Source organism: Mucilaginibacter ximonensis (assembly GCF_042686265.1).
GTDB classification, from domain to species: Bacteria; Bacteroidota; Bacteroidia; order Sphingobacteriales; family Sphingobacteriaceae; genus Mucilaginibacter; species Mucilaginibacter ximonensis.
This window is the reverse complement of the sequence record NZ_JBHUPD010000001.1, coordinates 1,475,876-1,500,304: the sequence shown is the minus strand read 5'-3', so window position 1 is coordinate 1,500,304 and position 24,429 is coordinate 1,475,876. Positions and strand designations below refer to the sequence as shown.

Here is a 24,429-nt window from a genome sequence, read left to right as displayed (position 1 = left end):
TGTTTTATTATCCCGAAAAGGTCATGTTTAAAATTACACTAATGTTGCTTTTTGACTAATTTTCATGATTCAAAAGTTATAACTTAGCACACTTCTTTACAAATATTATGGCTACTACTATCAATTTAGAGCGTGTGCATGGCGATTTTGGCTTTGCCGCGAGTGATGAGAATGGACATACCGTACAAATGGACAGCAGCCCCGAAAGCGGCGGTCAGAATTTTGGTGTACGCCCTATGCAAATGTTATTAATGGGCCTGGGTGGCTGTTCGGCCATTGATGTAATCAGCATCTTGAAGAAACAACGTCAGGATATCATTGACTATAAGATGGTGATTAAAGGCGATCGCGAAGCAGGGGTTGAGCCATCATTATGGAAAGATGTTACGATCGAGTTTCATTTATACGGTAATATCGACCCGGACAAGGCGAGCCGTGCGGTTGAACTGTCTGTAAATAAATATTGTTCGGTAGCGGCTACCTTGGAAAAAGCCGGCGCCGGTATTAAAACGCAGGTGTTTGTACATCCTGCTGAGGCTAAATAAAAAAATAAATTAATTAATTAATGTCATCTCAATTAGACCCAATAACCCAGGCTATACGTATTCAAACCGAAAAAACCCGGCAACGGGAACATTCTACGCCACTATATTTAACCAGCAGCTTTACTTTTGATGATGCTGATACTATGCGCGCTGCTTTCGCCGGCGAAAATGAAGATAATATTTACAGCCGTTTCAGCAATCCGAATGTTGATGAGTTTATTGCGAAAATGTGTGTTTTGGAAGGGGCTGAAGATGGTTTTGCAACCGCCAGTGGCATGGCTGCAGTGTTTGGCAGTTTCTTTGCGTTGCTGCAGCAGGGCGATCATTTGATTTGTTGCAGTTCGGTTTTTGGTAGTACCTATACTATTGTTACCAAGTATCTTCAACGTTATGGCATTGAGCATACGCTGGTGCCCGCCAATGATGAAGCTGCCTGGGAAGCTGCTGTAAAGCCAAACACCAAAATGGTTTACCTGGAAACGCCTACTAACCCGCAATTAGAGGTTTTAGATTTGGAGTGGGCCGGCAAATTCTCTAAAAAGCATAACCTCATTTTAAATGTAGATAATTGCTTTGCGACACCTTTGCTGCAAAAACCTATTGAATACGGTGCCGACCTGCTAGTGCACTCTGCTACTAAATGGATTGATGGCCAGGGCCGTGTGCTGGGGGGGATTGTTTTGGGGCGTAAAGATCTGATCAATGAAATCTATCTGTTTTGCCGTAATACAGGACCCTCATTATCACCGTTTAATGCCTGGGTACTTAGCAAAAGCCTGGAAACATTAGATGTCCGTATGACACGTCATTGCGAAAATGCTTTGGCTGTTGCCAAGGCTCTCCAAAGTAATCCTGAAGTTGCCTGGGTAAAATACCCGCTGCTGGAAGGCCATCCTCAATTTGATATAGCTGAAAAACAGATGAAAATGGGTGGTGGTGTATTTTGCATGGAATTGAAAGGCGGCGTAGAAGCGGGTCGTAAATTCCTGAACGCGCTTGAATTACTTACTGTAACCGCTAACCTTGGCGATTCACGCAGTATTGCGTCGCACCCTGCCAGTACCACGCATTCTAAATTAAGCAGTGCAGAACAACTGGCTGTCGGTATAACACCGGGTTTAATTCGCATATCCACAGGTCTTGAAAAAGCTGAAGATATCATTGCGGATATCACTCAGGCATTGGCGAAAAGTGCGAGCTAGTATGCTTATATCTTAATCATATCATACAAAACTGTATATTTTTAAGGGCAATGATAATTCATTGCCCTTATTTGTTAGCGGTTGTATTACAGTAAGTTTAGTTGGTTTTGCGCCTTATGGCATTGCAATTGCCTTTAGTGGGTAACATTTGCTCTTTTAGAGCATATTACAACAAAAACAACAACTATGAAAACAAATTTAACAAAAGCCGTTCTGATGGCGACAGGCATCCTGTTAGGCGGTAGTGCTTTTGCGCAAAACACCGACTCTGGCAATGCGCAGTATGTTCCGCCTTTTTCTCCCAGCAGTTCTTTTCGTACCTGGTCAATTGGTGTAAACGCCGGCATCTTAAGTAGTTATACTCCTTTCGCCGGCTATAACGCCGATTACCACCGTGGAGATATCAAATTGGGCTATGGTGCTTACATTAAAGACCAACTTAGTCATTCGTGGGGCATACAGGCTGATTTCCTTAGAGGTGAAGTAGCTGGGCACCAAGCTGATTTTGGATCATTAGGCGCATTTAAAACAAAATTAAGCTGGGCTGGCGATATAGTAGGCAACTTTACATTTGCTAATATAAGCTGGCGTAATCAACAAAACGGGATACAATTATACGGAATTGGTGGTGTTGGTTATGAGCAATATCAGGCTACCAGTACGCTTGCAAATGGCAGTACTGTTCTGGCTGCCAAAGACAAAAGTTTTTATTTCCCGGTTGGTGCGGGGATAAAATTTCAACTATCTCAAGGTGTAAATCTTGACTTAGGTTATACTGTTCATTTTTCAAATGCTGATAATGTGGATGGCTATGCTGCTAATGGTAATAATGACAAATATGGCTACGCGCACGCTGGTTTGGAATTTGCCCTTGGGGCCAAATCAAAACCACAGATGGCAGCGCACAATCCGGTTGCATCTATGCGCCATGAGTATGTAGTGGCTGAGCAAAATCTGCAGTCTGAAGTTGATGCACAGAAAGCTCAGAATGCACAGTTAAGAAGCGATTTGGATGCTACAAAAGCAAGTTTGGCTGCTACTAATGCTAATCTGGCTAAATTTACCGCTGACGAAGATGGTGATGGCGTTCCGGATTTCTTTGATAAATGCCCTGGTACTCCGGCTGGTGTTAAAGTTGACGGTTCAGGCTGCCCGCTTCCTGTCGCTCCGCCTGCCAAAGTTATTATTACTGAAGAGGATAGAAGAATTGTTAGAGAGGCCATTAAAAACCTGGAATTTGACTTTGGTAAAGCAACTATACGCGCACATTCATATCCAACGTTAGAGAGAGTTGCCAGGTTACTGATTGATAAAAACTTCAGTTTGAAACTTGCCGGTCATACCGATAATGTTGGCTCAGACGATGCTAATATGCGATTATCAAAAGATCGTGCTGAATCAGTTAAATCGTTCCTGGTAAGCAAAGGTGCTAATCCATCACGTATAGAGGCCACCGGTTATGGCGAAACTCAACCTATTGCAAGTAATAAAACTGCAAAAGGCCGTCAGATGAACCGTCGTGTTGAATTCACATTGTTTTAATCTGCATAAAAGCCGAAATTAAAAAAGCCCGTTCGTTATTAACGAACGGGCTTTTTTAATTTGATGTCAATTAGTTATATACAAATTCGCCAAACTCAGAGCGGATGGTCACTTGCTTTTGCCCGGCCACCTCAACGCGTCCAATTACGCGTGCATCTACACCGAAGCTTTTAGAAATTTGAATCAGATCTACAGCAATTTCGTGCGGCACGTACAGCTCCATCCGGTGCCCCATATTGAATACCTTATACATTTCCTGCCAGCTGGTTTTTGACTCCTGATGGATGAGTTTGAACAATGGTGGAATAGGAAACAGGTTATCCTTAATAATATGAAGGTTATCTACAAAGTGCAGCACTTTGGTTTGGGCGCCGCCGCTGCAATGTACCATACCATGGACCTGGCTCCGGTATTTATCTAATATTTGCTTAATGACAGGAGCGTAGGTACGGGTAGCTGACAGTACCAGTTTACCTGCAGTAACCATTTCTCCCTTGCCAATTTCAATCGGATCTGTTAAATTCTTTGTACCTGAAAAGATTAATTCATCCGGAATAGCAGCATCATGGCTTTCAGGGTATTTTTGGGCAATGGTTTTGTTAAATACGTCATGACGGGCAGAGGTCAGTCCGTTTGAGCCCATACCGCCGTTGTACTCTTTCTCGTAAGTAGCCTGACCGTATGAGGCTAAACCAACAATTACGTCACCCGGCTGAATGCGGTCATTTGAAATGACGTCTTCACGTTTCATGCGGCAGGTAACCGTCGAGTCGACAATTACGGTGCGTACCAGGTCGCCTACGTCGGCGGTTTCACCGCCGGTTGAGTAAATGCCAATGCCGGCTTCGCGCAGTTCGGCCAGGATCTCTTCGGTACCATTAATAATAGCGGCAATCACTTCGCCCGGTATGAGGTTTTTATTGCGGCCTATGGTTGACGACAGCAGGATATTGTCCGTTGCGCCAACACAAAGCAGGTCGTCCAGGTTCATGATGATGGCGTCCTGCGCAATGCCGCGCCAAACCGAAATATCGCCGGTTTCTTTCCAGTAAGTATAGGCTAGTGATGATTTGGTGCCTGCACCATCAGCATGCATAATGTTGCAATAGTCAGGGTCGCCGTTCAGTATATCGGGGATAATCTTGCAGAAAGCTTTCGGGAAAATGCCTTTGTCTATATTTTTAATTGCGTTGTGTACGTCGTCTTTGGAGGCCGAGACGCCTCGCTGGTCATATCGTTGTGAAGAAGCCATGGGCAAATATACGCTTAATTATGAAACCCTATTGATTGAAAAAGCGCTTGAAATGCGTTGTACTGTTTCACTTGAAATATGAAACACTTTGAAACAGTAAAATTGGTTAAAATACTGATAATAAACCATATAACTAAATGTTGTGAAACACTTTGAAACAGTAGTAAAGCTTTAACTTAATTGTATTAAATTATTGAATTTAAGTGTTTTAAGCTATTTTTAAAAATCGGGCAAAAAATGAGTGAAACACCTTTGGTGAAACACTTTGAAAGTGAAAAACCCTCTTCGCCTTCGGCGAAAGAGAGGGCGGTCCGTCCGTCAGCTGATGAAGCAGACCGGGTGAGTCCCGGCGAAGCGACCGCCCCGAAGACTCACCCCGACACCGTTTCTCTCGTCAACCCTTTCTTCGCTGCGTGTAAAGAGGGTCTTGTAAATGCTATTTAACAAAAAAGCCTTCCGTCGGCTGACGAAAGGCTTTCCTTATTATTTAATAAATAACAACTCTCTAAACTTAGGCAGCGGCCATAGCGAGTCGTCAACCAGTTGCTCCAGTTTGTCTACATGGTAACGTATTGGCTGGAAGTATGATTTAACTTTCTCGTCGTAAACAATGGCTTTTTCGCGCAGATCCTCAATTTCATTGGCTTTTTTACGCTCGGCAACCATGGCATCGCAGTTTGATTTGATGAAATTAATGTGTTCGGCCAGTTTATTGATAATGTCAATTTGTACCTGGTAGGTTGATTTATCCAGACCCAGATCTTTTAAACCTCTGGCGTTCTCAATTAGTTTGCTTTGGTACTCAACCGCGCTGGGGATGATGACGTTCATCACCAGCTCGCCCATTACCCGGGCCTCGATCTGTAATTTCTTATAGAAAGAATCAAGTAATATCTCATGGCGGGCATGCGCTTCGCGGCGGGTGTAAACGCCGGTTTCTTCATATAATATCTCTGATTTTTCAGAGATCAGCGCATCCAGTGCTTTTGGTGTGGTTTTGATGTTAGACAAACCGCGGCGCTCGGCCTCTTTTTCCCACTCCTCGCTGTAGCCGTTGCCTTCAAAGCGTATGCTCTTAGATTCTTTGATGTATTTTTTCAATACCATTAATAAGGCAACGTCTTTTTTCTCGCCCTTGCGTAAAATTTTATCTACATCATACTTGAATTTCTTCAGCTGGTCAGCTACGATCATATTTAATATAGTCATCGGGCTGGCTGAATTGGCCGAAGAACCCACTGCCCGCAACTCAAACTTATTGCCGGTAAAGGCAAACGGCGAAGTGCGGTTGCGGTCTGTATTATCCTTTAATATCTGCGGAATTTTAGGAATGCCCTGCCATAGCAAAGCTTCGTCTTTAATTTTTTTGCTGATGCGTGAAGTTTCAATCTCGTCTAATAATTCGCTTAGCTGGCTACCCAGGAAAATGGATATAATAGCCGGAGGGGCCTCATTAGCACCCAAACGATGATCATTGTTAACTGACGCAATTGATGAGCGTAACAGGTCGGCATGTTCATATACCGCTTTAATGGTATTGACAAAGAAAGTCAAAAACATCAGGTTGTTTTTAGGTGTCTTGCCGGGCGACAAAAGGTTTTTACCCGTATTGGTAATCATCGACCAGTTGTTGTGCTTGCCCGAACCATTAATACCCGCATACGGTTTCTCATGGAGCAATACCTTAAAGTTATGGCGCTTGGCTACGCGGTCCATTAAATCCATCAGTAATTGGTTATGGTCTATAGCCAGGTTGATCTCTTCGTAAATGGGCGCGCACTCAAATTGCGATGGCGCAACCTCATTGTGCCGCGTCTTTAAAGGTATACCTAATAATAATGACTCAGTTTCCATATCCTGCATAAATGCATACACGCGCTCAGGGATCGATCCAAAATAATGGTCTTCCAGCTGCTGGTTTTTGGCAGACATGTGGCCAAACAGGGTACGGCCGGTCAGGTAAAGATCCGGGCGGGCATTAAATAAAGCTAAGTCGACTAAAAAATATTCCTGTTCAATACCCAATGAGGCATTTACTTTTTCAATGCTTTTATCAAAGTAGTGGCAAACATCAACTGCAGCTTTGTCAAGCGCGCTTACCGCCTTTAATAAAGGTACTTTGTAATCCAGCGCCTCGCCGGTGTATGACACGAACACGGTAGGAATACATAAGGTACGCGCCATAATAAAGGCAGGCGACGATGGATCCCAGGCGGTATAACCCCGTGCCTCGAAAGTATTACGGATACCGCCGCTCGGAAAGCTTGACGCATCGGGCTCTTGTTGCGCCAATGCATCACCCGAGAAAACCTCTATAGCGCCGCCATCGGGTGTGGGCTCAAAAAACGAGTCGTGTTTTTCAGCAGTAGTGCCGGTTAATGGCTGAAACCAGTGCGTATAATGCGTAGCGCCTTTACTTAAGGCCCAGGCTTTCATAGCAGTTGCTACGTGTTCTGCCATATCCCGGGGAATAGGTTCGCCTTTTTCTATTGAGTTTACTATACTATTATATGCTTCTTTTGACAGAAGCTCTTTCATTTTTTTAATATCAAACACGTTTGAACCAAAAAAGTCAGAAATTTTGGTAGAAGGTGCTTTTGTTTCAGGAATTGTACGTGTTAGCACCGCTTGAAGCGCTTGAAAACGAATATTAGGCATGTTATGCGATTTATTTTTGATGGTTTACATCAAAAATAGAATTATCTATCATAAATAAAGACTAATTACCCGACGAATTACAAAAGATTGGTGTTTTTCTTTGATTTTTTGTTTTGGCTGATAATTATTGAAAAATATTGATCGAAAAACGTCGATTTTTTAAATTTTTTGTTTTTAAAACCGCTTTTTGCGAAGAAATTTTGATTTTTAGCCGATCTGTAACCCTGTAAATTGCCTTTTGTTTGGTTTTTTTTGAAAAAATCGAAATAAAAAATTACATAATTTTAATTCACTATGGATTTACTATTGAAAATTATTCAAAAAACCGATTAAATAATTGTTAAATTTTATATTTTTTGTAAAAAACAGATTTTTTATGCCATTTTTTTAAACAAACTATTGTTTTTTATGATTTCGGTCTATATTTTTATGAAAATATTAACAAAGTGATATTTCAAAAGCGATATTGCTAATGTTTGATAGAAAAAATTGCAACAACACTTATAAATTATATAGTAAAGAAAGAATCACATTTAACTAATTCTCTAAATCAACAAACAAAATGAAAGTAAAAACACCAAAATTCACCCTGCTAAGCGCGTTTCGCGGATTGACGAGGGAAAAATGGGCGCTGGGTGCGACCATTTTAACTGGAAAGATGATTGGCTTAGGCTTGGTAGTGGCAGCAATGTTTACTATTCCTGGTTTATTGCCTACTGCAGCACACGCTGCTACGGCTGCTCCAAAACCAACTGATCTGGAAACTTCGATCGCCAATTCGATAAATACAGTTTGGACATTGGTTGCAGCGTTTTTAGTATTTGGTATGCAAGCTGGTTTTGTAATGCTTGAGGCTGGCTTTGCCCGCAAGCGCGAAACGGTGAACGTGTTAATGGAGTGTATATATGATACCTGCCTTTGCGGTATTTTATTTTATGCTGTAGGTTATGCTTTCATGTTTGGTCATGGAAACGGTTTTATTGGTTGGGGTGGTCCTGACGGTAAAAACTGGTTCTTCCTTCAAAATACTCCTGCTACTTACGAAGCTTATGGTGTTCCAATCCTGGCACACTGGATCTTCCAATATGCATTTGCTGATACCTGCTCAACCATCGTATCAGGCGCAATGATTGGCCGTACAAGCTTCCGTGGCGATATTTTATACTCTATCGGTATTACTGGTTTCATTTACCCAATTATCGGTCACTGGGCCTGGGGTCCGGATGGTTGGTTAGTAACTATGGGTTCTGCAACCGGTTTCTTACCATCATTAGGTCAGGGTTTCCGCGATTTTGCCGGTTCAACAGTAGTACACACCATAGGTGGTATAGCGTCATTGGCAGGTGCAGTGGTATTAGGCCCACGCTTGGGTAGAATCTTTGCCCGCGACGACAAAGAAAAAGGAGGCATGCCACCGGGACACAATATGGCATTGGCTGCTGTAGGTACTTTTATATTATGGTTTGGCTGGTATGGCTTTAACCCTGGAAGTACTTTATCAGGTATGGACGTGCAAGGTATCGGCCGTGTTGCTGCTAACACTACACTGGCAGCTTGCTCTGGAGGTATGATGGCTATGTTGGCCGGCTTATGGTGGGGCAAAACCAAAGGTAAATTTGATTTGGGTTATACCCTGAACGGTTTATTAGGTGGCTTGGTTGCTATTACCTGCCCTTGCTACTGGGTAAGCCCGCTTGGCGCGCTGTTATTAGGTGCCGTTGCCGGTTTCTTAGTGTATTTCGCGATGAACTTTATAGAGTGGTTACGTATTGACGACCCGGTAGGCGCTGTATCTGTGCATGGAGCTTGCGGTATCTGGGGTACACTTTCATTAGGTTTATTTGCTTCAGGCCAATATGGTGTAACCGGCGTATTTGCTCCGGACAATAGCGCTCCGGTAACCGGATTATTCTATGGCGGTGGTACCAGCGTTTTAGCTGCACAAGCAATAGGTACATTTACTATAGCCATTGCAGTATTTGCAGTAACCTTTATCATGATGAAAGTGATTAATGTATTACCGCATCCTTGGAAACTGCGTATCGAAGAAGAAGGTGAGCTTGGTGTTGGCGGTATTGACATCTTTGATCACGGTATGGAGGTATATCCAAATACTGATGAAGATATCAGCTTAAGCGGCCTTTTTGACAAAGGTGCTAAAGTAACTGCTTAAGGATTTGAACATATTTAACCCTTGTGCGGCTGGTAATGGCCACGCTATTACTTAACCGTACAAGGGTTTGTTATATCCAGATTATTCTATCATATACCCTGCCATTTTGGTAGGAATGGAGTGCGCTGTCGATACGATGTATAAATGCAAGTAAATGAATGTCAGATGCTTAATTATTAATAAAAATAATGGCAACCTCTTTGTAAATGTGTGTCAATAATTAAATAACAATAAATATCAAATCAACAAACACAACAAATTATCAATTAACACTTATCAATTAAATCATGAAAAAACTATTACTATTAGTCCTTGGTGTATCTGCATTTAGCTTAGCTTCAAAAGCGCAGGACACGGTAAAAACTACCAGCGATGCTCCATTGGTTATTTCAGGCTCGGCCGACGTTTATTATAAATATGATTTCTCAGGACACCCAAATATTCCAACCAGCTTTGCTTCCGATCAAAATTCATTCTCAATAGGTATGTTTGACCTGGCCGCTAAAAAGAAAGTGGGTAAAGCATCTTTCCTGGGCGAGATATCTTTTGGTCCGCGCGGTCAGGAGCAATCATTGCCAACAGGCCCTTCTGGTCAGTACTACCACATCCAAAACTTAAACGTTTCTTACGATGTGACTGATAACTTCAACTTAGCAGGTGGTTACTTTGGTACTTTTGTAGGTTATGAAGTAATCTCTCCGGTAGGAAACTTTAACTATTCAACTTCATACCTGTTCACGGCCGGCCCGTTCCAAAACGCTGGTGTTAAAGCTACTTATACCTTCTCTCCGGCTGCAAGCTTAATGGTTGGTATTTTTAACGATCAGTGGAATGTTTATTCTACAAATGTGGTTACCAGTGGTGGTACTTCAATAGGCAAGATCAATACCTTTGGTGCACAATTAATGGTTGCCCCGGTTAAAGGATGGACCGCCTATGTAAATTTGTTAACTGGCCCAACTTCAGGTACTATTGTTGACTTAACCACTGCTTACCAAATCACTGACGCTTTCAAATTAGGCTTAAACGCTGCTGATAAAACCGGTAAAGGCGCTGCAAACTATAAAGGTGCAGCCTTATATCCTCAACTGGCGGTATCAAAAGCTGTAACTTTCGGTTTAAGAGGCGAGTACTTTAAACAAGACGTAACCGGTGGTACTGACATCACTGCGTTAACCTTAACTGCTAACATCAAATCTGGCCCTCTTACTTTCATTCCGGAAGTTAGACTGGATGGCGGTAAAGACAAGATCTTTACTGACAAAGATGGTGCGCCAACCAAAACTGCTTCTCAATTCTTGTTAGCTGCGGTTTACGCATTCTAAGATACCCTGTTTTATAAATTTTAGTAAAAAATGAAGCTGTCCCGCCGAAAACGGGGCAGCTTTTTTGTTTGAAGTGGATTTTGCAAAATTATCAATTGCAATAAAGTTGCATTATTTAATAAAAGTGATTAATAAAATGTCTGATTATTGACAATAAAATAGTTTAATTGCAATTGTGTTGCAAAATTACTAAAAAGCAATATTGTTGCAACAACTAATGTTTTGAAAACGTTATTTGATTAAACTTTAAATTTTAATCACTATGTTAATTTCAAACTTTAATTTGTACAAGGACGAGTGGCTCGAACTTGTATTTGCCAAACGAAACAAAGAATACGGCGCTTATTACATTCGCCAGCATTACTCACAAATTGTAGTTAAATCATTTGTTATCGGCGTGTTTGGTGTGGCGGTACTGGTAGGGGTAATTGGAGCGATTATCAAAACCAAGCCGGCATTTGACAGAATAGTCGAGGTGAAAACCACCGATTTTTTGTACAAAGTACCCCCGGCAGCAAAACCACAACCGCCTAAACCAAAAGTTGAAATCCAAAAACCTGCCGCTGCTAAAGCCGCAGCACCGGTAAATATGATTAAAAATTTGCCGCCGGTTGTAACGCAGGACCTTTTAGCGCAGGAGCCGCCCAAAATTGAAGATCTGAATAAAACTGCTGTTGGTCCGGTTGATATAAAAGGCGCCGGTACCGGCACCTCAGGCGGCGACGGCACCGACAAAAAATCGATTGTTTCCGGAACAGGGTACGGTGATGCGAATAATACGGAAGCGCTGCACGTTGCCGAGATTATGCCGCAGCCTGTTGGAGGCGAGGCCGCCTGGTCGAAATTTTTGCAATCTAATCTGCGTTTCACCGATAAAGCGCTTGAAAATCAGGTAAGCGGCAAGGTGTTCGTGACCTTTATTATTGAAAAAGACGGATCAATATCCAATATACATGTAGAACGCGGGCCGGGGTTTGGTTTGAATGAGGAGGCTGTGCGCGTTTTAAAATTAGCTAAGCCCTGGAAACCCGGTATGCAAAACGGGCGCGCCGTGCGTGTGCAGCTAACCTTGCCGGTGAATTTTATGTTAGGAGATTAATGCACAATTGAAAGGTAAAAGCATAAAGCTTAAGGCGAAGATAAAAGGTAAAAGCAAGTAACATTATTCGGGTATTTCTTGACTTTCTGCTTTTGACTTTCTGCTTTAAGCTTTCTGCTTTCCGCTTTTTTCCCTACTTTTGCGCATCCTTTCATCAAATAACACAACATTGGAGACGCAGGAACTTACCACCGTTGAAACCGCCAAAGATTTAGGCTTACTCCCAACCGAATACGAACGCATTATTGAAATATTGGGCCGTGTGCCCAACTTTACCGAGCTATCAATTTTCTCGGTAATGTGGAGCGAGCACTGCTCATACAAAAACTCAATAACCTGGCTAAAAACTTTACCTAAAGATGGCCCGCGCATGCTGGCTAAAGCCGGCGAAGAAAACGCAGGGTTGGTTGATTTAGGCGACGGCATAGGCTGCGCTTTTAAAATTGAATCGCATAACCACCCATCGGCTTTGGAACCGTATCAAGGTGCAGCTACCGGCGTTGGCGGTATTAACCGGGATATTTTTACCATGGGCGCACGCCCAATCGCGCAATTAAACTCATTGCGTTTTGGCGACATCACTTTAGATAAAACCAAATGGTTAATTAAAGGCGTTGTTAAAGGCATCAGCCATTATGGCAATGCCTTTGGTATACCAACTGTTGGCGGCGAGTTGTTTTTTGACGATTGTTATAATATCAACCCATTGGTTAATGCTTTCTCGGCAGGTATTGTTAAAGCCGGCGAAACGGTGTCTGCAACCTCATATGGTGTAGGTAACCCGGTTTACATCGTAGGTTCGGCTACGGGCAAAGATGGTATTCACGGTGCGGCGTTCGCCTCAAAAAATATTACCGAAGATTCTGTGAACGATTTACCGGCCGTACAGGTAGGCGACCCATTCCAGGAGAAATTATTATTAGAAGCTACACTTGAGGTGATCAAAACAGGCGCCGTTGTAGGTATGCAGGATATGGGCGCGGCAGGTATTATCTGCTCAAACTCTGAAATGTCTGCCAAAGGCGAGCACGGTATGCGTATCAACTTAGATGCCGTGCCAACCCGCCAGCCTAACATGAAACCTTTCGAAATTTTGTTGTCAGAGTCGCAGGAGCGTATGTTGATCGTGGTTCACAAAGGCCGTGAAAAAGACGTTGAAGCTGTATTTGATAAATGGGATCTGAACTGCGCCATTATTGGTGAGGTAACTAATACTAAACGCCTGGAATATTATGCAGGCGGCAAACTGGTTGCTGATGTGCCTGCCGATGATTTGGTACTGGGCGGTGGCGCTCCGGTTTACCAGCGCGAATACAAAGAGCCTGCATATTTTGCAGAAAATCAGAAATTTAAAATTGAAGATATCGCCGAGCCTGAAAATTTAGTTGACGTGGCCGAGCATTTAATAGCTCACCCTAATATTGCCTCAAAACGTTGGGTTAGCGATCAGTATGATTCAATGGTAGGTGTATCAACAATGACTACCAACCGTCCAAGCGATGCTGCAGTAGTTAACGTTATCGGCACGAATAAAGCCATTGTGATAACCGTTGATTGTAACTCGCGTTACGTATATGCCGATCCTGAAAAAGGTACCTCAATTGCAGTTGCCGAAGCTGCACGTAATATTACCTGCGCCGGTGGCGAGCCAGTGGCAATTACCAACTGCTTAAACTTTGGTAACCCTTACGTTCCTGAAGTTTACTGGCAGTTTGTAGGCGCTATTAAAGGTATGGGCGAAGCTTGCCGTAAATTTGAAACCCCGGTAACCGGTGGTAACGTTAGTTTCTATAATCAATCTACTGACGACGGACCGGTTTTCCCGACCCCGACTATCGGTATGCTGGGTGTGATGGATGATATCTCAAACATCATGACGTCAGACTTTAAACAGCCTGATGATCTGATCTATTTGATCGGCGAATCTGTTAATGATATTGCATCGTCACAATACTTAGCTTCTTATCACAAAGTATTGGCTGCTCCGGCGCCGTACTTTGATCTGGAGAAAGAATACGCAATGCACCAGGTAGTAAAACAACTGATTCAACATAAAGTAATCCAGTCGGCACATGACGTTGCTGATGGTGGTTTGTTTATCACCTTGGTTGAGTCGTCATTGCCAAATGGCTTAGGTTTCGAGATCGCTTCTGATGCTAATATCCGTAAGGATGCATTCCTGTTTGGCGAAGCGCAGGGCAGGGTAGTAGTGAGCGTTGCTGCTGCCGATCAGGAACGTTTTATTGAAATGATGGCTACCAGCGAGGTTGAATTTAGCTTGTTAGGCACTGTTACAAACGGTTATATGCATGTTGATGAACAATCATTTGGCCACGTTACTGATGTGAAACTGGTTTATGACAACGTATTGCATAGTATATTAGGCGAATAAATGGATAAAAGAGTTGTCATTCTGAGCATAGCGAAGAATCTTATACGATCTGCTAGTTGCTTTTATAAGATTCTTCGCTATGCTCAGAATGACAATTTTTGTATAAAGCGACCACGATTTTATGCTGAAAATTAACCGGGTACATCATATAGCGATTATTTGCTCTGATTACGAAAGATCAAAGCATTTTTATACGCAGATACTCGGTTTTAAGATCATCGCTGAAAATTATCGCGCGGAGCGCAAATCATACAAGCTTGATCTGGCAGTGGGCAACCTCTACCAGATTGAGCTTTTTTCTTTCCCTGATCCCGCGAAGCGCCCGTCGAGACCGGAGGCTGCAGGCTTACGTCATTTAGCTTTTGAGGTAGATAATATTGATAAAGCAATAGCCGCTATTACTGCCGATGGCGTAGAGGTCGAGCCGATACGTGTGGACGAGTTTACCGGCAAGCGCTTTACTTTTTTTGCTGACCCGGATGGTTTGCCAATAGAATTTTACGAGCGATAAGCGCATTGGCTGTCATGCTGAGGCTCTCGAAGCATGAGGGCAAAGGCCTTCGCTGACCCTTCGAGTGCCTCAGGGTGACACCCTTTTTCTTATCTTCGCACAATGTTCCGCTTTAAACAATTTAACGTCGACCAAAGCAACTGCGCCATGAAGATCAATACCGATGGCGTGTTGCTGGGTGCTTTGGTTGAAGCAGATCAACCCAAAACTATACTGGATATTGGCACCGGCACCGGCGTTATTGCCCTGATGCTGGCACAGCGTTTTCCTGAGGCGCAAATAGATGCCGTTGAGATTGATGAACTAGCTGCCGAAACAGCGAAACGAAATTTTAGAAATTCGCCTTTTGCTGATAGACTTCAGATATACACCAATGATTTTGATGACTTTTTTAAAGCTCACCCTGAAAAGGAATACGATCTCATCGTTGCAAATCCTCCCTTTTATATAAATACGCTAAAATCGCAGGGCGAAAAGAAAACTTTGGCTAAACATGCCGATGCCGATTTTTTTGAACGATTAGTTAAGTCGGCGGGGGCATTTTTGGCTGATGGCGGTACGTTATGGTTGATTTTGCCTGTGGAAACCGCTGAATTAGTAAAGTTGATCGGCCACTCAATTCATCTGAATTTGGAAAAAGTTATTCAAATATTCAGCTATCCGGATAGCGAAGCGCACCGTGAGATGCTGGTGTTTGGTTCAAATAAAGCTAAGCGTAATCCCGGTAAGTTCGTGATTTACGACGCTCCCAAAAAATATTCGCAACAATATCAAAACACGTTGAGGCCATTCTTTACTATCTTCGCCTAACATCAATCGTAATTGGTAAATCTAAATCGTAAATGACAAGGATCGGTCTTATTTCGGACACACACAGCTTTCTCGACGACGCCGTTTTTAAGCACTTTGAAAACTGCGATGAGATATGGCATGCCGGCGATTTTGGTAATATGGCCCTGGTTGATAAGCTCACTGCTTTTAAGCCGCTACGCGGGGTTTATGGTAACATTGATGGAAAAGAGATCCGACAGATCTGTCCCGAAAACCTGCGCTTTAAATGTGAGGATGTAGATGTTTGGATGACGCATATCGGTGGGTACCCGGATAAATATGACTTGCGAATACGTCAGGAAATCTATGCTAATCCGCCGCAGCTATTTATCTCGGGGCATTCGCACATTCTAAAAGTTATTTTTGATAAAAAGATCAACTGCCTGCATTTGAATCCCGGCGCTGCCGGTAAACAGGGCTGGCAAAAAGTGCGCACATTGATGCGTTTTAGTATTGACGGGGCGAAAATTCAGGATTTGCAGGTAATTGAGTTGGGCGTGAATAAATCGCCGGGTAAGATGATGGGGGGAAATTCAATTTAACCACGGATGTCATGCTGAGCTTGTCGAAGCATAGTGCGTAGGCCGTCGCTCGCGCTTCGACGGGCTCAGGGTGACAGCCCTTTTGATTTTTACAACATCCCCGGCTTACTGGCTTCCATTTCAAAAACAGAATCAATCAGTAAATCTTTACGTTTGCCGGCAGCAACAGCCAGCTCATCGCAGCGCTCGTTTTCAGGGTGCCCATTATGCCCGCGCACCCATACAAATTTTACTTTGTGCAACTTGCTGACCTCGAGATAGCGCAACCAAAGGTCTTTATTTTTTTTGCCATTAAAGCCCTTTTGCAGCCAGCCGTAAACCCAGCGCTTTTCAATAGCGTCAATAACATATTTCGAGTCAGAATAAATGGTGACGTCCTGGTTGGGTTTATTGAGCGCTTCCAATCCCTTGATTACCGCCAGCAGTTCCATACGGTTATTAGTGGTTTTACGAAATCCCTCAGAAAGTTCTTTATAATGCTGGCCCGAGCGTAATATCACGCCATACCCCCCCGGACCAGGGTTGCCACTTGAAGCACCATCTGTGTAGATTTCGATCATTATTTAAGCTGATAGTTCATGGCATTTCAATCCACGAAGTTGTAAAGTTAAAAAATCAACCCTATAATCCATGAACTGAGAACCATCAACCATGAACCATTAACCTATCCGCTTGCTTTTCAATCTAATGGAGTTACCAATCACCACCACATCTGAGAAAGCCATGGTAAAGGCGCCAACCATTGGATTTAAAAAACCCAGTGCGGCTACCGGGATAGCGACAACGTTATAAGCAAATGCCCAGAACAGGTTTTGTTTAATGGTGAGTAACGTATGCCTGCTGATCTGCAGAAATTTAACTACCGACTGCAGATCGGTATTTAACAAAATAACCCTGGCCGATTGTATGGCAATCTGGCTGGCGTCATTCATAGATACCCCAACATCAGCTTTGGTGAGGGCAGGGGCGTCGTTAATGCCGTCGCCAATCATTATGGTTTTGCCCTTTTGTTTATAGATGTCTATAACGCTGAGCTTTTCGTCAGGTAACTTCTCGCTATGTACCTCGTCTATACCTATAGTATGGGCTACTTTAGTACAGCGGCTTTGGCGGTCGCCACTCAATAAAACAGGCACAATATTCATTTTTTTTAGCTGCGCAATCAGGGCAGTGGCCTCGGGTTTAATAGTATCGTCAATAGCAATTTGCGCCAGCAATACTTGATTTTTATATAAGGCTAAATTAAAGAGTCCGTCGTTATTTGACTTTGCGCTGCCCAAAAAATAATGATTACCTTCAACATCCTCAGCGCGCATGCCTAATCCTTTTTCCTCCGACACCAATTTTAAGATCACTTTATTTTGCGGCTTGCCCTTTAATTCAGCTACCAGCGATCTGGCTATAGGGTGATTAGACCGCTCCTCAATAGCCACAATAATGCCGCAAACTTGTTCAATAGGGGTTTCACCCTCAATTTTAATTTCCCCGATACTGAATTTGCCGGTGGTTAGTGTGCCGGTTTTATCAAATACCACATATTTTGTATCGGCAACGGCTTCAATAGTATCGCCGCCCTTAATTAATATGCCACCTTTAGCAGCGCGGCCCAGGCCAACCATTACTGCCGTTGGTGTTGCTAAACCCATAGCGCAGGGGCATGAAATTACCAATACCGCTATGGCATTCATGAGAGATTGCTGCAGACCTTTATCGGTTATGAAATAGGTTAATACAAAAGTTAAAAGTGAAATCAGCACCACAGCCGGTACAAATATCGAAGCTACTTTGTCGCCCAGCTTTTGCACGGGCGGTTTAGCAGCCTGTGCTTTTTTCATTAATTCAATGATCTGCGACAACACGGTATTCGAGCCTGTTTTAGTAGCAATCATTCTGAAATTGCCTTGAACCACTATCGTTCCACCAATGATCTTGTCGTATTTTTCCTTTTCAACCGGGATACTTTCACCGGTAAGCATCGACTCATCAACAGATGCATTGCCTTCTAAAATATCACCATCTACCGGTACTTTATCGCCATGATTAACAATTAAAACATCGCCCGGACGCACATCCCGGGCACTGATAACCTCAATCGTTCCGTCAATAATTCGATTTGCATTTACCTGTTGAATTTTTACCAGGTCTTTAACGGCAGATGTAGTTTGATTTACCGAACGCTTTTCAAATACATTACCTAATAATACCAGCGTTATTATAGTAGCACAGGTTTCGTAAAACTGATATTGTTCACCCAGGTTTTGAATGGTACCCACCAGGCTATATACAAAGGCGGAGGTTGAGCCTATAAAGATCAGCACGTCCATATTAGGCGTGCCGCCTTTAACTGAATGCCAGGCGCTTTTACCAAAATGAACGCATCCTACAATAAATACGGGCAGGCAGAGTAATAACTGAACTATCGGCATATGCAGCACATGCCATGGCGAAATCATATGCAAGAGGAGCGGAGCAGTAAATATCGCACAGAACAAAAACTTATTTTCTACCTTCTCATAAAACTTAGGCGCATGCAAGGCTGGGTCTTCAACCACCTTATAACCCAATTGCTCTATACTTTTAATAATATCGGGTAAACTGGCCTCATTATCCTTGGTGAATTTCACCTCCTCACCGGCAAAGTCGACGAGTATGTTGTGCAAGCCTTTCTTTTCAAGTAATTTATGTACAGACAGGGCGCAGTTGTTACAGTGCATCCCTGTTACGTTAAGTTCTATCAGTTGTTCTGTCATAGTAATACAAATCTACCTTATTATTTAGAGCCATTCTAAATATTAACGTAAGCAAATTGTAATTTTAAATTTTATATTGACATGTAAGCCTAAATTTATACATTTGCACTCCCAACACGGTAGGTATAGCTCAGTTGGTTAGAGCATCGGTTTGTGGTACCGAGGGTCGTCGGTTCGAGCCCGATTACTTACCCAAAAGCCTCTCATGAAAATGAGGGGCTTTTTTGTTTCAGGTCACTATAAGATTATTAAATTTGCACAGCATGACCGATCTGAATGAATATGAGTGCGAATTGCTCGACGCCGTACTGGAGGCCTTCGGGATTCCGGATAGCCTGACGCGCCGGCAAATGCTTGAGCTTTTTGACGGCGACGAAGCTACGGCTTTTGCCATGATGCAAATTCTTTCGCGCGAGGGCCTGATTACTGAATCGGGCAAGGCAGGCGCCTATGAATTACCCGAGCGTCTTATTCTTAAGCCTAAAGGTGAAAAATTTCTGAAAGAGGGTGGTTTTACCCGGCGTTATAAAATGGAGCAGCAAAAGCCGGTTGAGGTGGGCGGTACGCTTTTTAAATTACAGCAGCAAAATATGCGCCTGCAAAACGAGAAGCTGGCTAACGAAGCAGAAATAAGAAGGCTGAAGGAGCGTATAGCTAAAACACAACTATGGCGATACCTGCTCTGTGTGCTTATTTTGGTAGCTCTGGCTATCGGCTTTTTACTGGGCCGCCGTTTTTAATATTCTTCATTTCTCTAAAATCAGCGGGTTCATGTTGCATTGTTGGTAAAAGGTACTTAAATTCAGAGTTTCTTATTAAACCAATAATTATGAGCCTTTCCAAACAGGAAAATCCAAACTCACGCAGAGATTTTATCAAAAAATCGGCGGTCGGCGTGGCTGCTTTTAGTATAGTACCCCGTTTTGTACTGGGCGGGCCCAAATACCTGGCTCCGAGCGATAAGCTGACCAAAGCCATTATTGGCGTTGGCGGTATGGGCCGCAATCACATCCCTTATGAGGAAACACCGGTTGTTGCCATTTGCGATGTCGATAAAAAACATTTGGCAGATGTTGCCGCCATGGTGGGCAACGGCGTTAAAACCTTCGCCGATTACCGGGAGCTGATTCAGCTGCCTGAGGTTGATATTGTTCATATTGCTACCCCGCCGCATTGGCACGGTATTATCTCGGTTGATGCAGCAAACGCCGGTAAAGATGTTTGGTGCGAAAAGCCAATGACGCATACCATAGGCGAGGGCAAACGGGTTAAAGAGGCTATTCAGGCAAACGGGCGCATGTTTCGTATTAATACCTGGTTCAGGTATAAAGATGTTTTTTACGGAATGGGTACACCGGCACAGCCAATTAAAAAGCTGGTTGACAGTGGCCTGCTGGGCTGGCCGTTGAAGGTGACTATAGGTAAATACACCGGTTTCGACTGGAAGTTTTATTGGGTTGGCAAAGAAAACCTTGAACCGCAACCGGTTCCGCCCGAGCTGGATTACGAGACATGGTTGGGGCCGGCGCAATACAAACCTTATCATCCACATCGCGTCCACCAAACTTTTAGAGGTTATTGGGATTATGATGGCGGTGGATTGAGCGATATGGGCCAGCATTATATGGACCCTGTGCAATATTTCCTGGGTAAAGATGATACTAATCCTATATCTGTTGAAGTAGACGCACCACAGCAGCATACCGATGCGGTAGGCACCTGGCGCAGAATAACATTTACTTATGCTGATGGCTGCCAGATTATCCTGGACGGCGAGGGTAAGGACGTAAATGCACCTTATATTGAAGGGCCGAAGGGTAAATTGTATCCGGGTTTCAAATCAGATATCCCTGACCTGGAGCGCAAACTGGCGGCCTTCCCAGAGCCGCCGCCGCAAATGACCAGTTTTGTTGAATCGGTTAAAACACGTCAGAAATTTACGTTGAATGAAGAAAATGCTTTCCGTTCATGCACTATCGTTAATATGGGTTTAATAGCGCTGAAACTTAATCGCTCGTTAAAATTTGACCCGGTGAAGCTGGAGTTTATTGATGACGAGGCAGCAAACCGCTTAATGAACCCGGCTATGCGTGAACCGTATAGTATTTAACATTTAACAATCAATTTCTTAGTAAGAATAAAAGAACATATTGATGAAAAAGATTTACCTTCTTTCTATAATAACCTTATTTCAAACCGTAGGCTTTGCGCAGGATAAGGTAGCCGCTGTGCTTTCAAAAATGCCTGCTTATAATGCTGCCTCGTTCAACAAGGACATGGCCGGTGTTGCCGAGTTGAGTGAAGACGAACTGGTAACTTTAATCAACGGATTGAAAGCGCCCGGTACACCAAGCAATGCGGCCATACAATATGCCGTTGGTGGCTTTACAGCATATGCCACACAAAGCGGGAACGAAAAATTACGCACAATGGCTGTTGCGGCCTACATAAAGGCGTTGCCCCTGCTTACAGACGAGCAAAGCAGGCAATTTATCATCAGTCAGTTTGATTTGGTAGGTAAGGATGATGCCGTGGCTTGTTTAAAAGCTTATTTAACCGATAATGATTTGGCCGACGCTGCTTCGAGGGCTTTGGTTAAAATTAACTCACCGGCATCTAAATCTGCGTTGCTGGCCGCTTTAACAAAAGCCAAAGGCGCTGCCAGGCTATCGGTTATTGAGGCTTTGGGCAATGCCCGTTATAAAGCTGCTGCCAAGCCAATCAACCTGCTGGCCAAAACCAACGACGCTGCACAAGCCAAAGTTTGCTATTATGCCTTGTCGCAAATTGCTGATCCGTCGTCAGAGACAGTGTTGGCTGCTGCGGCTGCAAAAAGTGGCTACAAATATGAAAATACAAATGCTACCAAATCATATTTAGTTTATGCTGAGCAATTATTGCGGGGCGGTAATAAACTGGCAGCGCAAAAAATAGCTACCGTACTTATCGCCAAATTGAAGGCTCCTGAGCTGATAAACGTGCGCATTAATGCTTTAAAATTACTGGTTGAAGCCAGTGCAAACAAGCAAACGTTGTTGCTTGCTGCCGCCGCAGACGCCAACCCTCAATACAGGGCGGCCGCACTCAGATATGCTTTACCTTACCTAAATGCAGCTAATGTTTCATTATGGACAAAGAAATTAGCTACGGTGAATGACGATGTGAAAATCGACATCCTTTATATGTTGGGCCAAACCTCTATTAAAGCAGCATTACCGGCTATCCTTGCACAGGGCAAGAGCAAAAATGCTACAGTTAGATCGACCGCCATTAATGCTGCTGTTAACATAGGACAGTCGCAGGTTTTAGGCGACTTGATTAAGTTAATGGAGAGCAGCGATTCAGATGGTGTTGACGTAATTGTGGATGCCATTAACCGTATGAAGGGCGCCGGTATAACACAGCAGGTTGCAGCGGCAATTCCAAACGCTAAAGAAAGTGTACAGGTTGCTTTGATCGGCATATTGGATAGCCGCGCCGCCACCGATCAATTTAAGGCCGTGTATGCGCAGTTAACCAGTGAAAATTCCAGAACACGTTCGGCAGCTTTTTCGGCATTGAGACGTGTGTCTGACAAAAACAACACAGCGCAACTATACACGTTGCTAAATGGTACGACAAACAGCGATGATGAAGAAGCCGTGCAAAATGCACTTATTAGTATTATAAACGGCGACGATAACAAAACTCAGCAAACCGACTTTGCTTTGAAACAAATGGCATCGGCACCTGAAAATAAAAAGTCCGCCTACTACAAGGTTTTGGCTAGCTTGGGTGGCGATAAGGCTTTAAAGACAGTAACCGAAGCTTATGATGCCGGAAATGCCGATACCAAAAAAGCTGTTTTAGCTGCTTTGTCTGGTTGGGTAAACGGCGGCGCATCGCATGAGTTGATCAAAATAGCGCGCCGCGAAAAAGATACTGATTTAAGTAAATATGCCATTGGTGCTTATTTGTATACCATTGCCCAAAATAACTACACGCCAGAGCAACATTTACTCATGCTTCGCGAAGCAATGGACGCTACTAAAGAGATCGAACAAAGAAAAAAGATAATGCGCAGCGTGGAGCAGGCTAAGTGTTTCGACGCCATTATTTTCGCCGGAAAATACCTGGACGATGCCGATTTAAAACAAGAAGCGGCAACCTCATTGATAAAGGTTACCCTTGCAGGTGAATATGATGGCGATATGATCAAAGACCTGTTGAACAAAGCTAAACCACTGGTAAATAACCGGCAGCAACAAGCTGTTGATAAGTATATTGCCGCTATGAAACCGAGTGAAGGCTTTGTATCGATGTTTAACGGTACTGATCTTACCGGCTGGAAAGGCCTGGTAGCCGACCCGATTAAACGTGCCAAAATGGACGCGAAAACTTTAGCTGCTGCTCAACAAAAAGCGGATGCCGAAGCCAAAGTTGACTGGAAACCTGTAAACGGCGAGTTGCTGTTTGAAGGTAAGGGTTTCCAAAACCTGTGCACCGTAAAAAAATACGGCAATTTTGAAATGTATGTCGATTGGAAGATCATAGACGATCATAAAGGGCAGGGCGATGCCGGTATTTATTTGCGTGGTTCGCCGCAGGTGCAAATTTGGGATACCACCCGTCACAGCGTAGGTGCGCAGGTGGGCTCGGGTGGATTGTACAATAACCAGGTTAACGAGAGTAAACCGCTTAAGGTTGCCGACAATAAATTGGATGAGTGGAACACTTTCCATATTATTATGAAAGATGATCGAGTAACGGTTTATCTGAACGGGCAGCTGGTTACTGATAATGTTATCCTTGAAAATTACTGGGACCGCAAACAACCTATCTTTCCGATCGAGCAAATTGAACTTCAGGCGCATGGCTCGCCGGTTGCGTATCGTGACCTGTATATAAAAGAACTGCCACAGACCAAACCTTTTGAGTTGAGCGACGAAGAGAAAAAAGATGGCTTTAAAGTACTTTTCGATGGTACAAATATGTTTAACTGGATCGGTAACACCGTTGATTATACCACTGAGGATGGTAATATCGTTATTCATCCAAGACCGGGTAAAGGCAACGGCGGCAACTTGTATACCAAGCAAGAGTACAGCGATTTTGTATTCAGATTTGAGTTTAAATTGACGCCGGGAGCAAACAATGGTCTGGGTATTCGCGCGCCTTTAGAGGGTGATGCAGCGTACACGGGCATGGAGCTGCAAATTTTAGATAATGAGGCCCCTCAGTATAAAGACCTGCACGTTTACCAATATCATGGGTCGGTGTACGGTACTATACCTGCCAAACGAGGGTTCCTGAAACCCGTGGGCGAATGGAACTACGAGGAAGTAATTGTTAAGGGCCCTAAGATTAAAGTAATACTGAACGGCACTTTAATTAATGATGCCGATATTACCGACGCCCGCAAAAATGGAGCCGCCGATGGCAAGCCGCACCCGGGCTTACAGCGCGAAAGTGGTCACATCGGTTTCCTGGGTCATGGTGATGTGGTATATTTTAGAAATATCCGGGTTAAGGAGCTGAAATAAGCCCCGCCCAACCCTCCCCGGCAGGGGAGGGCGTTTGAAAATGTTGTAAATCAAATTAAAATAAAAAAGTCTCCCCTGCCGGGGG

General features: G+C 43.6%; 17 protein-coding genes and 1 tRNA gene. 14 read left to right on the top strand and 4 right to left on the bottom strand.

What is annotated here, in order from left to right; genetic code table 11:
* Nucleotides 1-107: 107 nt before the first annotated feature.
* The 3 genes from ACFS5N_RS06800 (at nucleotide 108) to ACFS5N_RS06790 (ending at nucleotide 3,289) form a co-directional block, all read left to right on the top strand.
* Complete coding sequence (locus tag ACFS5N_RS06800; protein ID WP_377183547.1) at nucleotides 108-545, top strand: OsmC family protein; 438 nt, start codon at nucleotides 108-110, stop codon at nucleotides 543-545.
* A 20-nt stretch (nucleotides 546-565) separates the two neighbouring features.
* Entirely contained in the window at nucleotides 566-1,747 is a 1,182-nt protein-coding gene (locus ACFS5N_RS06795) for a trans-sulfuration enzyme family protein (RefSeq protein ID WP_377183545.1), read from the top strand.
* Between the two features lie 186 nt (nucleotides 1,748-1,933).
* On the top strand, nucleotides 1,934-3,289 hold the full coding sequence (locus tag ACFS5N_RS06790; RefSeq protein WP_377183543.1) for an OmpA family protein: 1,356 nt from the start codon (nucleotides 1,934-1,936) through the stop codon (nucleotides 3,287-3,289).
* 70 nt (nucleotides 3,290-3,359) lie between these two features.
* On the opposite strand, the gene ACFS5N_RS06785 is transcribed toward ACFS5N_RS06790, so the two are convergent.
* Complete coding sequence (locus tag ACFS5N_RS06785) at nucleotides 3,360-4,541, bottom strand: AIR synthase related protein (protein WP_377183541.1); 1,182 nt, start codon at nucleotides 4,539-4,541, stop codon at nucleotides 3,360-3,362.
* Nucleotides 4,542-5,024: 483 nt separating this feature from the next.
* Nucleotides 5,025-7,199 carry a glutamine synthetase III family protein gene (locus tag ACFS5N_RS06780; RefSeq protein ID WP_377183539.1) on the bottom strand — a complete coding sequence of 725 codons (2,175 nt, stop codon included), beginning with the start codon at nucleotides 7,197-7,199 and terminating at the stop codon, nucleotides 5,025-5,027.
* 562 nt (nucleotides 7,200-7,761) lie between these two features.
* Between ACFS5N_RS06780 and ACFS5N_RS06775 the strand changes: the two genes are divergently transcribed.
* The 7 genes from ACFS5N_RS06775 (at nucleotide 7,762) to ACFS5N_RS06745 (ending at nucleotide 16,072) form a co-directional block, all read left to right on the top strand.
* Nucleotides 7,762-9,372: an ammonium transporter gene (locus ACFS5N_RS06775; RefSeq protein ID WP_377183537.1), complete on the top strand. Its 1,611-nt coding sequence runs from the start codon at nucleotides 7,762-7,764 to the stop codon at nucleotides 9,370-9,372.
* Nucleotides 9,373-9,659: 287 nt separating this feature from the next.
* Nucleotides 9,660-10,697 (top strand): outer membrane beta-barrel protein, encoded by a 1,038-nt coding sequence (locus tag ACFS5N_RS06770; protein ID WP_377183535.1) that lies wholly within the window; start codon nucleotides 9,660-9,662, stop codon nucleotides 10,695-10,697.
* Nucleotides 10,698-10,959: 262 nt separating this feature from the next.
* Nucleotides 10,960-11,796 carry an energy transducer TonB gene (locus tag ACFS5N_RS06765; RefSeq protein ID WP_377183533.1) on the top strand — a complete coding sequence of 279 codons (837 nt, stop codon included), beginning with the start codon at nucleotides 10,960-10,962 and terminating at the stop codon, nucleotides 11,794-11,796.
* Between the two features lie 169 nt (nucleotides 11,797-11,965).
* Entirely contained in the window at nucleotides 11,966-14,188 is a 2,223-nt protein-coding gene (gene purL / locus ACFS5N_RS06760; protein ID WP_377183531.1) for a phosphoribosylformylglycinamidine synthase subunit PurL, read from the top strand.
* A 121-nt stretch (nucleotides 14,189-14,309) separates the two neighbouring features.
* The gene (gene gloA2 / locus ACFS5N_RS06755) at nucleotides 14,310-14,699 is read left to right on the top strand and encodes an SMU1112c/YaeR family gloxylase I-like metalloprotein (protein ID WP_377183529.1); all 390 of its coding nucleotides are present in this window, start codon (nucleotides 14,310-14,312) and stop codon (nucleotides 14,697-14,699) included.
* Nucleotides 14,700-14,801: 102 nt separating this feature from the next.
* Nucleotides 14,802-15,509: a tRNA1(Val) (adenine(37)-N6)-methyltransferase gene (locus ACFS5N_RS06750; protein WP_377183527.1), complete on the top strand. Its 708-nt coding sequence runs from the start codon at nucleotides 14,802-14,804 to the stop codon at nucleotides 15,507-15,509.
* A gap of 32 nt (nucleotides 15,510-15,541) precedes the next feature.
* Nucleotides 15,542-16,072 (top strand): metallophosphoesterase family protein, encoded by a 531-nt coding sequence (locus ACFS5N_RS06745; RefSeq protein ID WP_377183525.1) that lies wholly within the window; start codon nucleotides 15,542-15,544, stop codon nucleotides 16,070-16,072.
* 89 nt (nucleotides 16,073-16,161) lie between these two features.
* Here ACFS5N_RS06745 and rnhA read toward each other — a convergent pair whose 3' ends face one another.
* Complete coding sequence (rnhA, locus tag ACFS5N_RS06740) at nucleotides 16,162-16,632, bottom strand: ribonuclease HI (protein ID WP_377183523.1); 471 nt, start codon at nucleotides 16,630-16,632, stop codon at nucleotides 16,162-16,164.
* A gap of 99 nt (nucleotides 16,633-16,731) precedes the next feature.
* Complete coding sequence (locus ACFS5N_RS06735; RefSeq protein ID WP_377183521.1) at nucleotides 16,732-18,822, bottom strand: heavy metal translocating P-type ATPase; 2,091 nt, start codon at nucleotides 18,820-18,822, stop codon at nucleotides 16,732-16,734.
* A 119-nt stretch (nucleotides 18,823-18,941) separates the two neighbouring features.
* On the opposite strand from ACFS5N_RS06735, the gene ACFS5N_RS06730 reads away from it, so the two are divergent.
* The 4 genes from ACFS5N_RS06730 to ACFS5N_RS06715 all read left to right on the top strand — a co-directional run bounded on the left by ACFS5N_RS06730 (nucleotide 18,942) and on the right by ACFS5N_RS06715 (nucleotide 24,344).
* Nucleotides 18,942-19,015 (top strand) — tRNA-His (locus ACFS5N_RS06730).
* Between the two features lie 70 nt (nucleotides 19,016-19,085).
* Nucleotides 19,086-19,562 (top strand): hypothetical protein, encoded by a 477-nt coding sequence (locus ACFS5N_RS06725; protein ID WP_377183519.1) that lies wholly within the window; start codon nucleotides 19,086-19,088, stop codon nucleotides 19,560-19,562.
* Between the two features lie 89 nt (nucleotides 19,563-19,651).
* Nucleotides 19,652-20,932: a Gfo/Idh/MocA family oxidoreductase gene (locus ACFS5N_RS06720; protein WP_377183517.1), complete on the top strand. Its 1,281-nt coding sequence runs from the start codon at nucleotides 19,652-19,654 to the stop codon at nucleotides 20,930-20,932.
* A gap of 43 nt (nucleotides 20,933-20,975) precedes the next feature.
* Complete coding sequence (locus ACFS5N_RS06715; protein WP_377183515.1) at nucleotides 20,976-24,344, top strand: family 16 glycoside hydrolase; 3,369 nt, start codon at nucleotides 20,976-20,978, stop codon at nucleotides 24,342-24,344.
* The last annotated feature ends 85 nt before the right edge of the window (nucleotides 24,345-24,429 follow it).

Bases quoted from the DNA above. Each gene is read 5' to 3' on its own strand.
- ACFS5N_RS06800 (WP_377183547.1), top strand. From the start codon at position 108: ATGGCTACTACTATCAATTTAGAGCGTGTGCATGGCGATTTTGGCTTT.
- rnhA (WP_377183523.1), bottom strand. From the start codon at position 16,632: ATGATCGAAATCTACACAGATGGTGCTTCAAGTGGCAACCCTGGTCCG.
- ACFS5N_RS06720 (WP_377183517.1), top strand. From the start codon at position 19,652: ATGAGCCTTTCCAAACAGGAAAATCCAAACTCACGCAGAGATTTTATC.
- ACFS5N_RS06775 (WP_377183537.1), top strand. From the start codon at position 7,762: ATGAAAGTAAAAACACCAAAATTCACCCTGCTAAGCGCGTTTCGCGGA.
- ACFS5N_RS06770 (WP_377183535.1), top strand. From the start codon at position 9,660: ATGAAAAAACTATTACTATTAGTCCTTGGTGTATCTGCATTTAGCTTA.
- ACFS5N_RS06735 (WP_377183521.1), bottom strand. From the start codon at position 18,822: ATGACAGAACAACTGATAGAACTTAACGTAACAGGGATGCACTGTAAC.
- ACFS5N_RS06795 (WP_377183545.1), top strand. From the start codon at position 566: ATGTCATCTCAATTAGACCCAATAACCCAGGCTATACGTATTCAAACC.
- ACFS5N_RS06785 (WP_377183541.1), bottom strand. From the start codon at position 4,541: ATGGCTTCTTCACAACGATATGACCAGCGAGGCGTCTCGGCCTCCAAA.
- ACFS5N_RS06780 (WP_377183539.1), bottom strand. From the start codon at position 7,199: ATGCCTAATATTCGTTTTCAAGCGCTTCAAGCGGTGCTAACACGTACA.
- ACFS5N_RS06745 (WP_377183525.1), top strand. From the start codon at position 15,542: ATGACAAGGATCGGTCTTATTTCGGACACACACAGCTTTCTCGACGAC.
- ACFS5N_RS06725 (WP_377183519.1), top strand. From the start codon at position 19,086: ATGACCGATCTGAATGAATATGAGTGCGAATTGCTCGACGCCGTACTG.
- ACFS5N_RS06765 (WP_377183533.1), top strand. From the start codon at position 10,960: ATGTTAATTTCAAACTTTAATTTGTACAAGGACGAGTGGCTCGAACTT.
- gloA2 (WP_377183529.1), top strand. From the start codon at position 14,310: ATGCTGAAAATTAACCGGGTACATCATATAGCGATTATTTGCTCTGAT.
- ACFS5N_RS06750 (WP_377183527.1), top strand. From the start codon at position 14,802: ATGTTCCGCTTTAAACAATTTAACGTCGACCAAAGCAACTGCGCCATG.
- ACFS5N_RS06715 (WP_377183515.1), top strand. From the start codon at position 20,976: ATGAAAAAGATTTACCTTCTTTCTATAATAACCTTATTTCAAACCGTA.
- ACFS5N_RS06790 (WP_377183543.1), top strand. From the start codon at position 1,934: ATGAAAACAAATTTAACAAAAGCCGTTCTGATGGCGACAGGCATCCTG.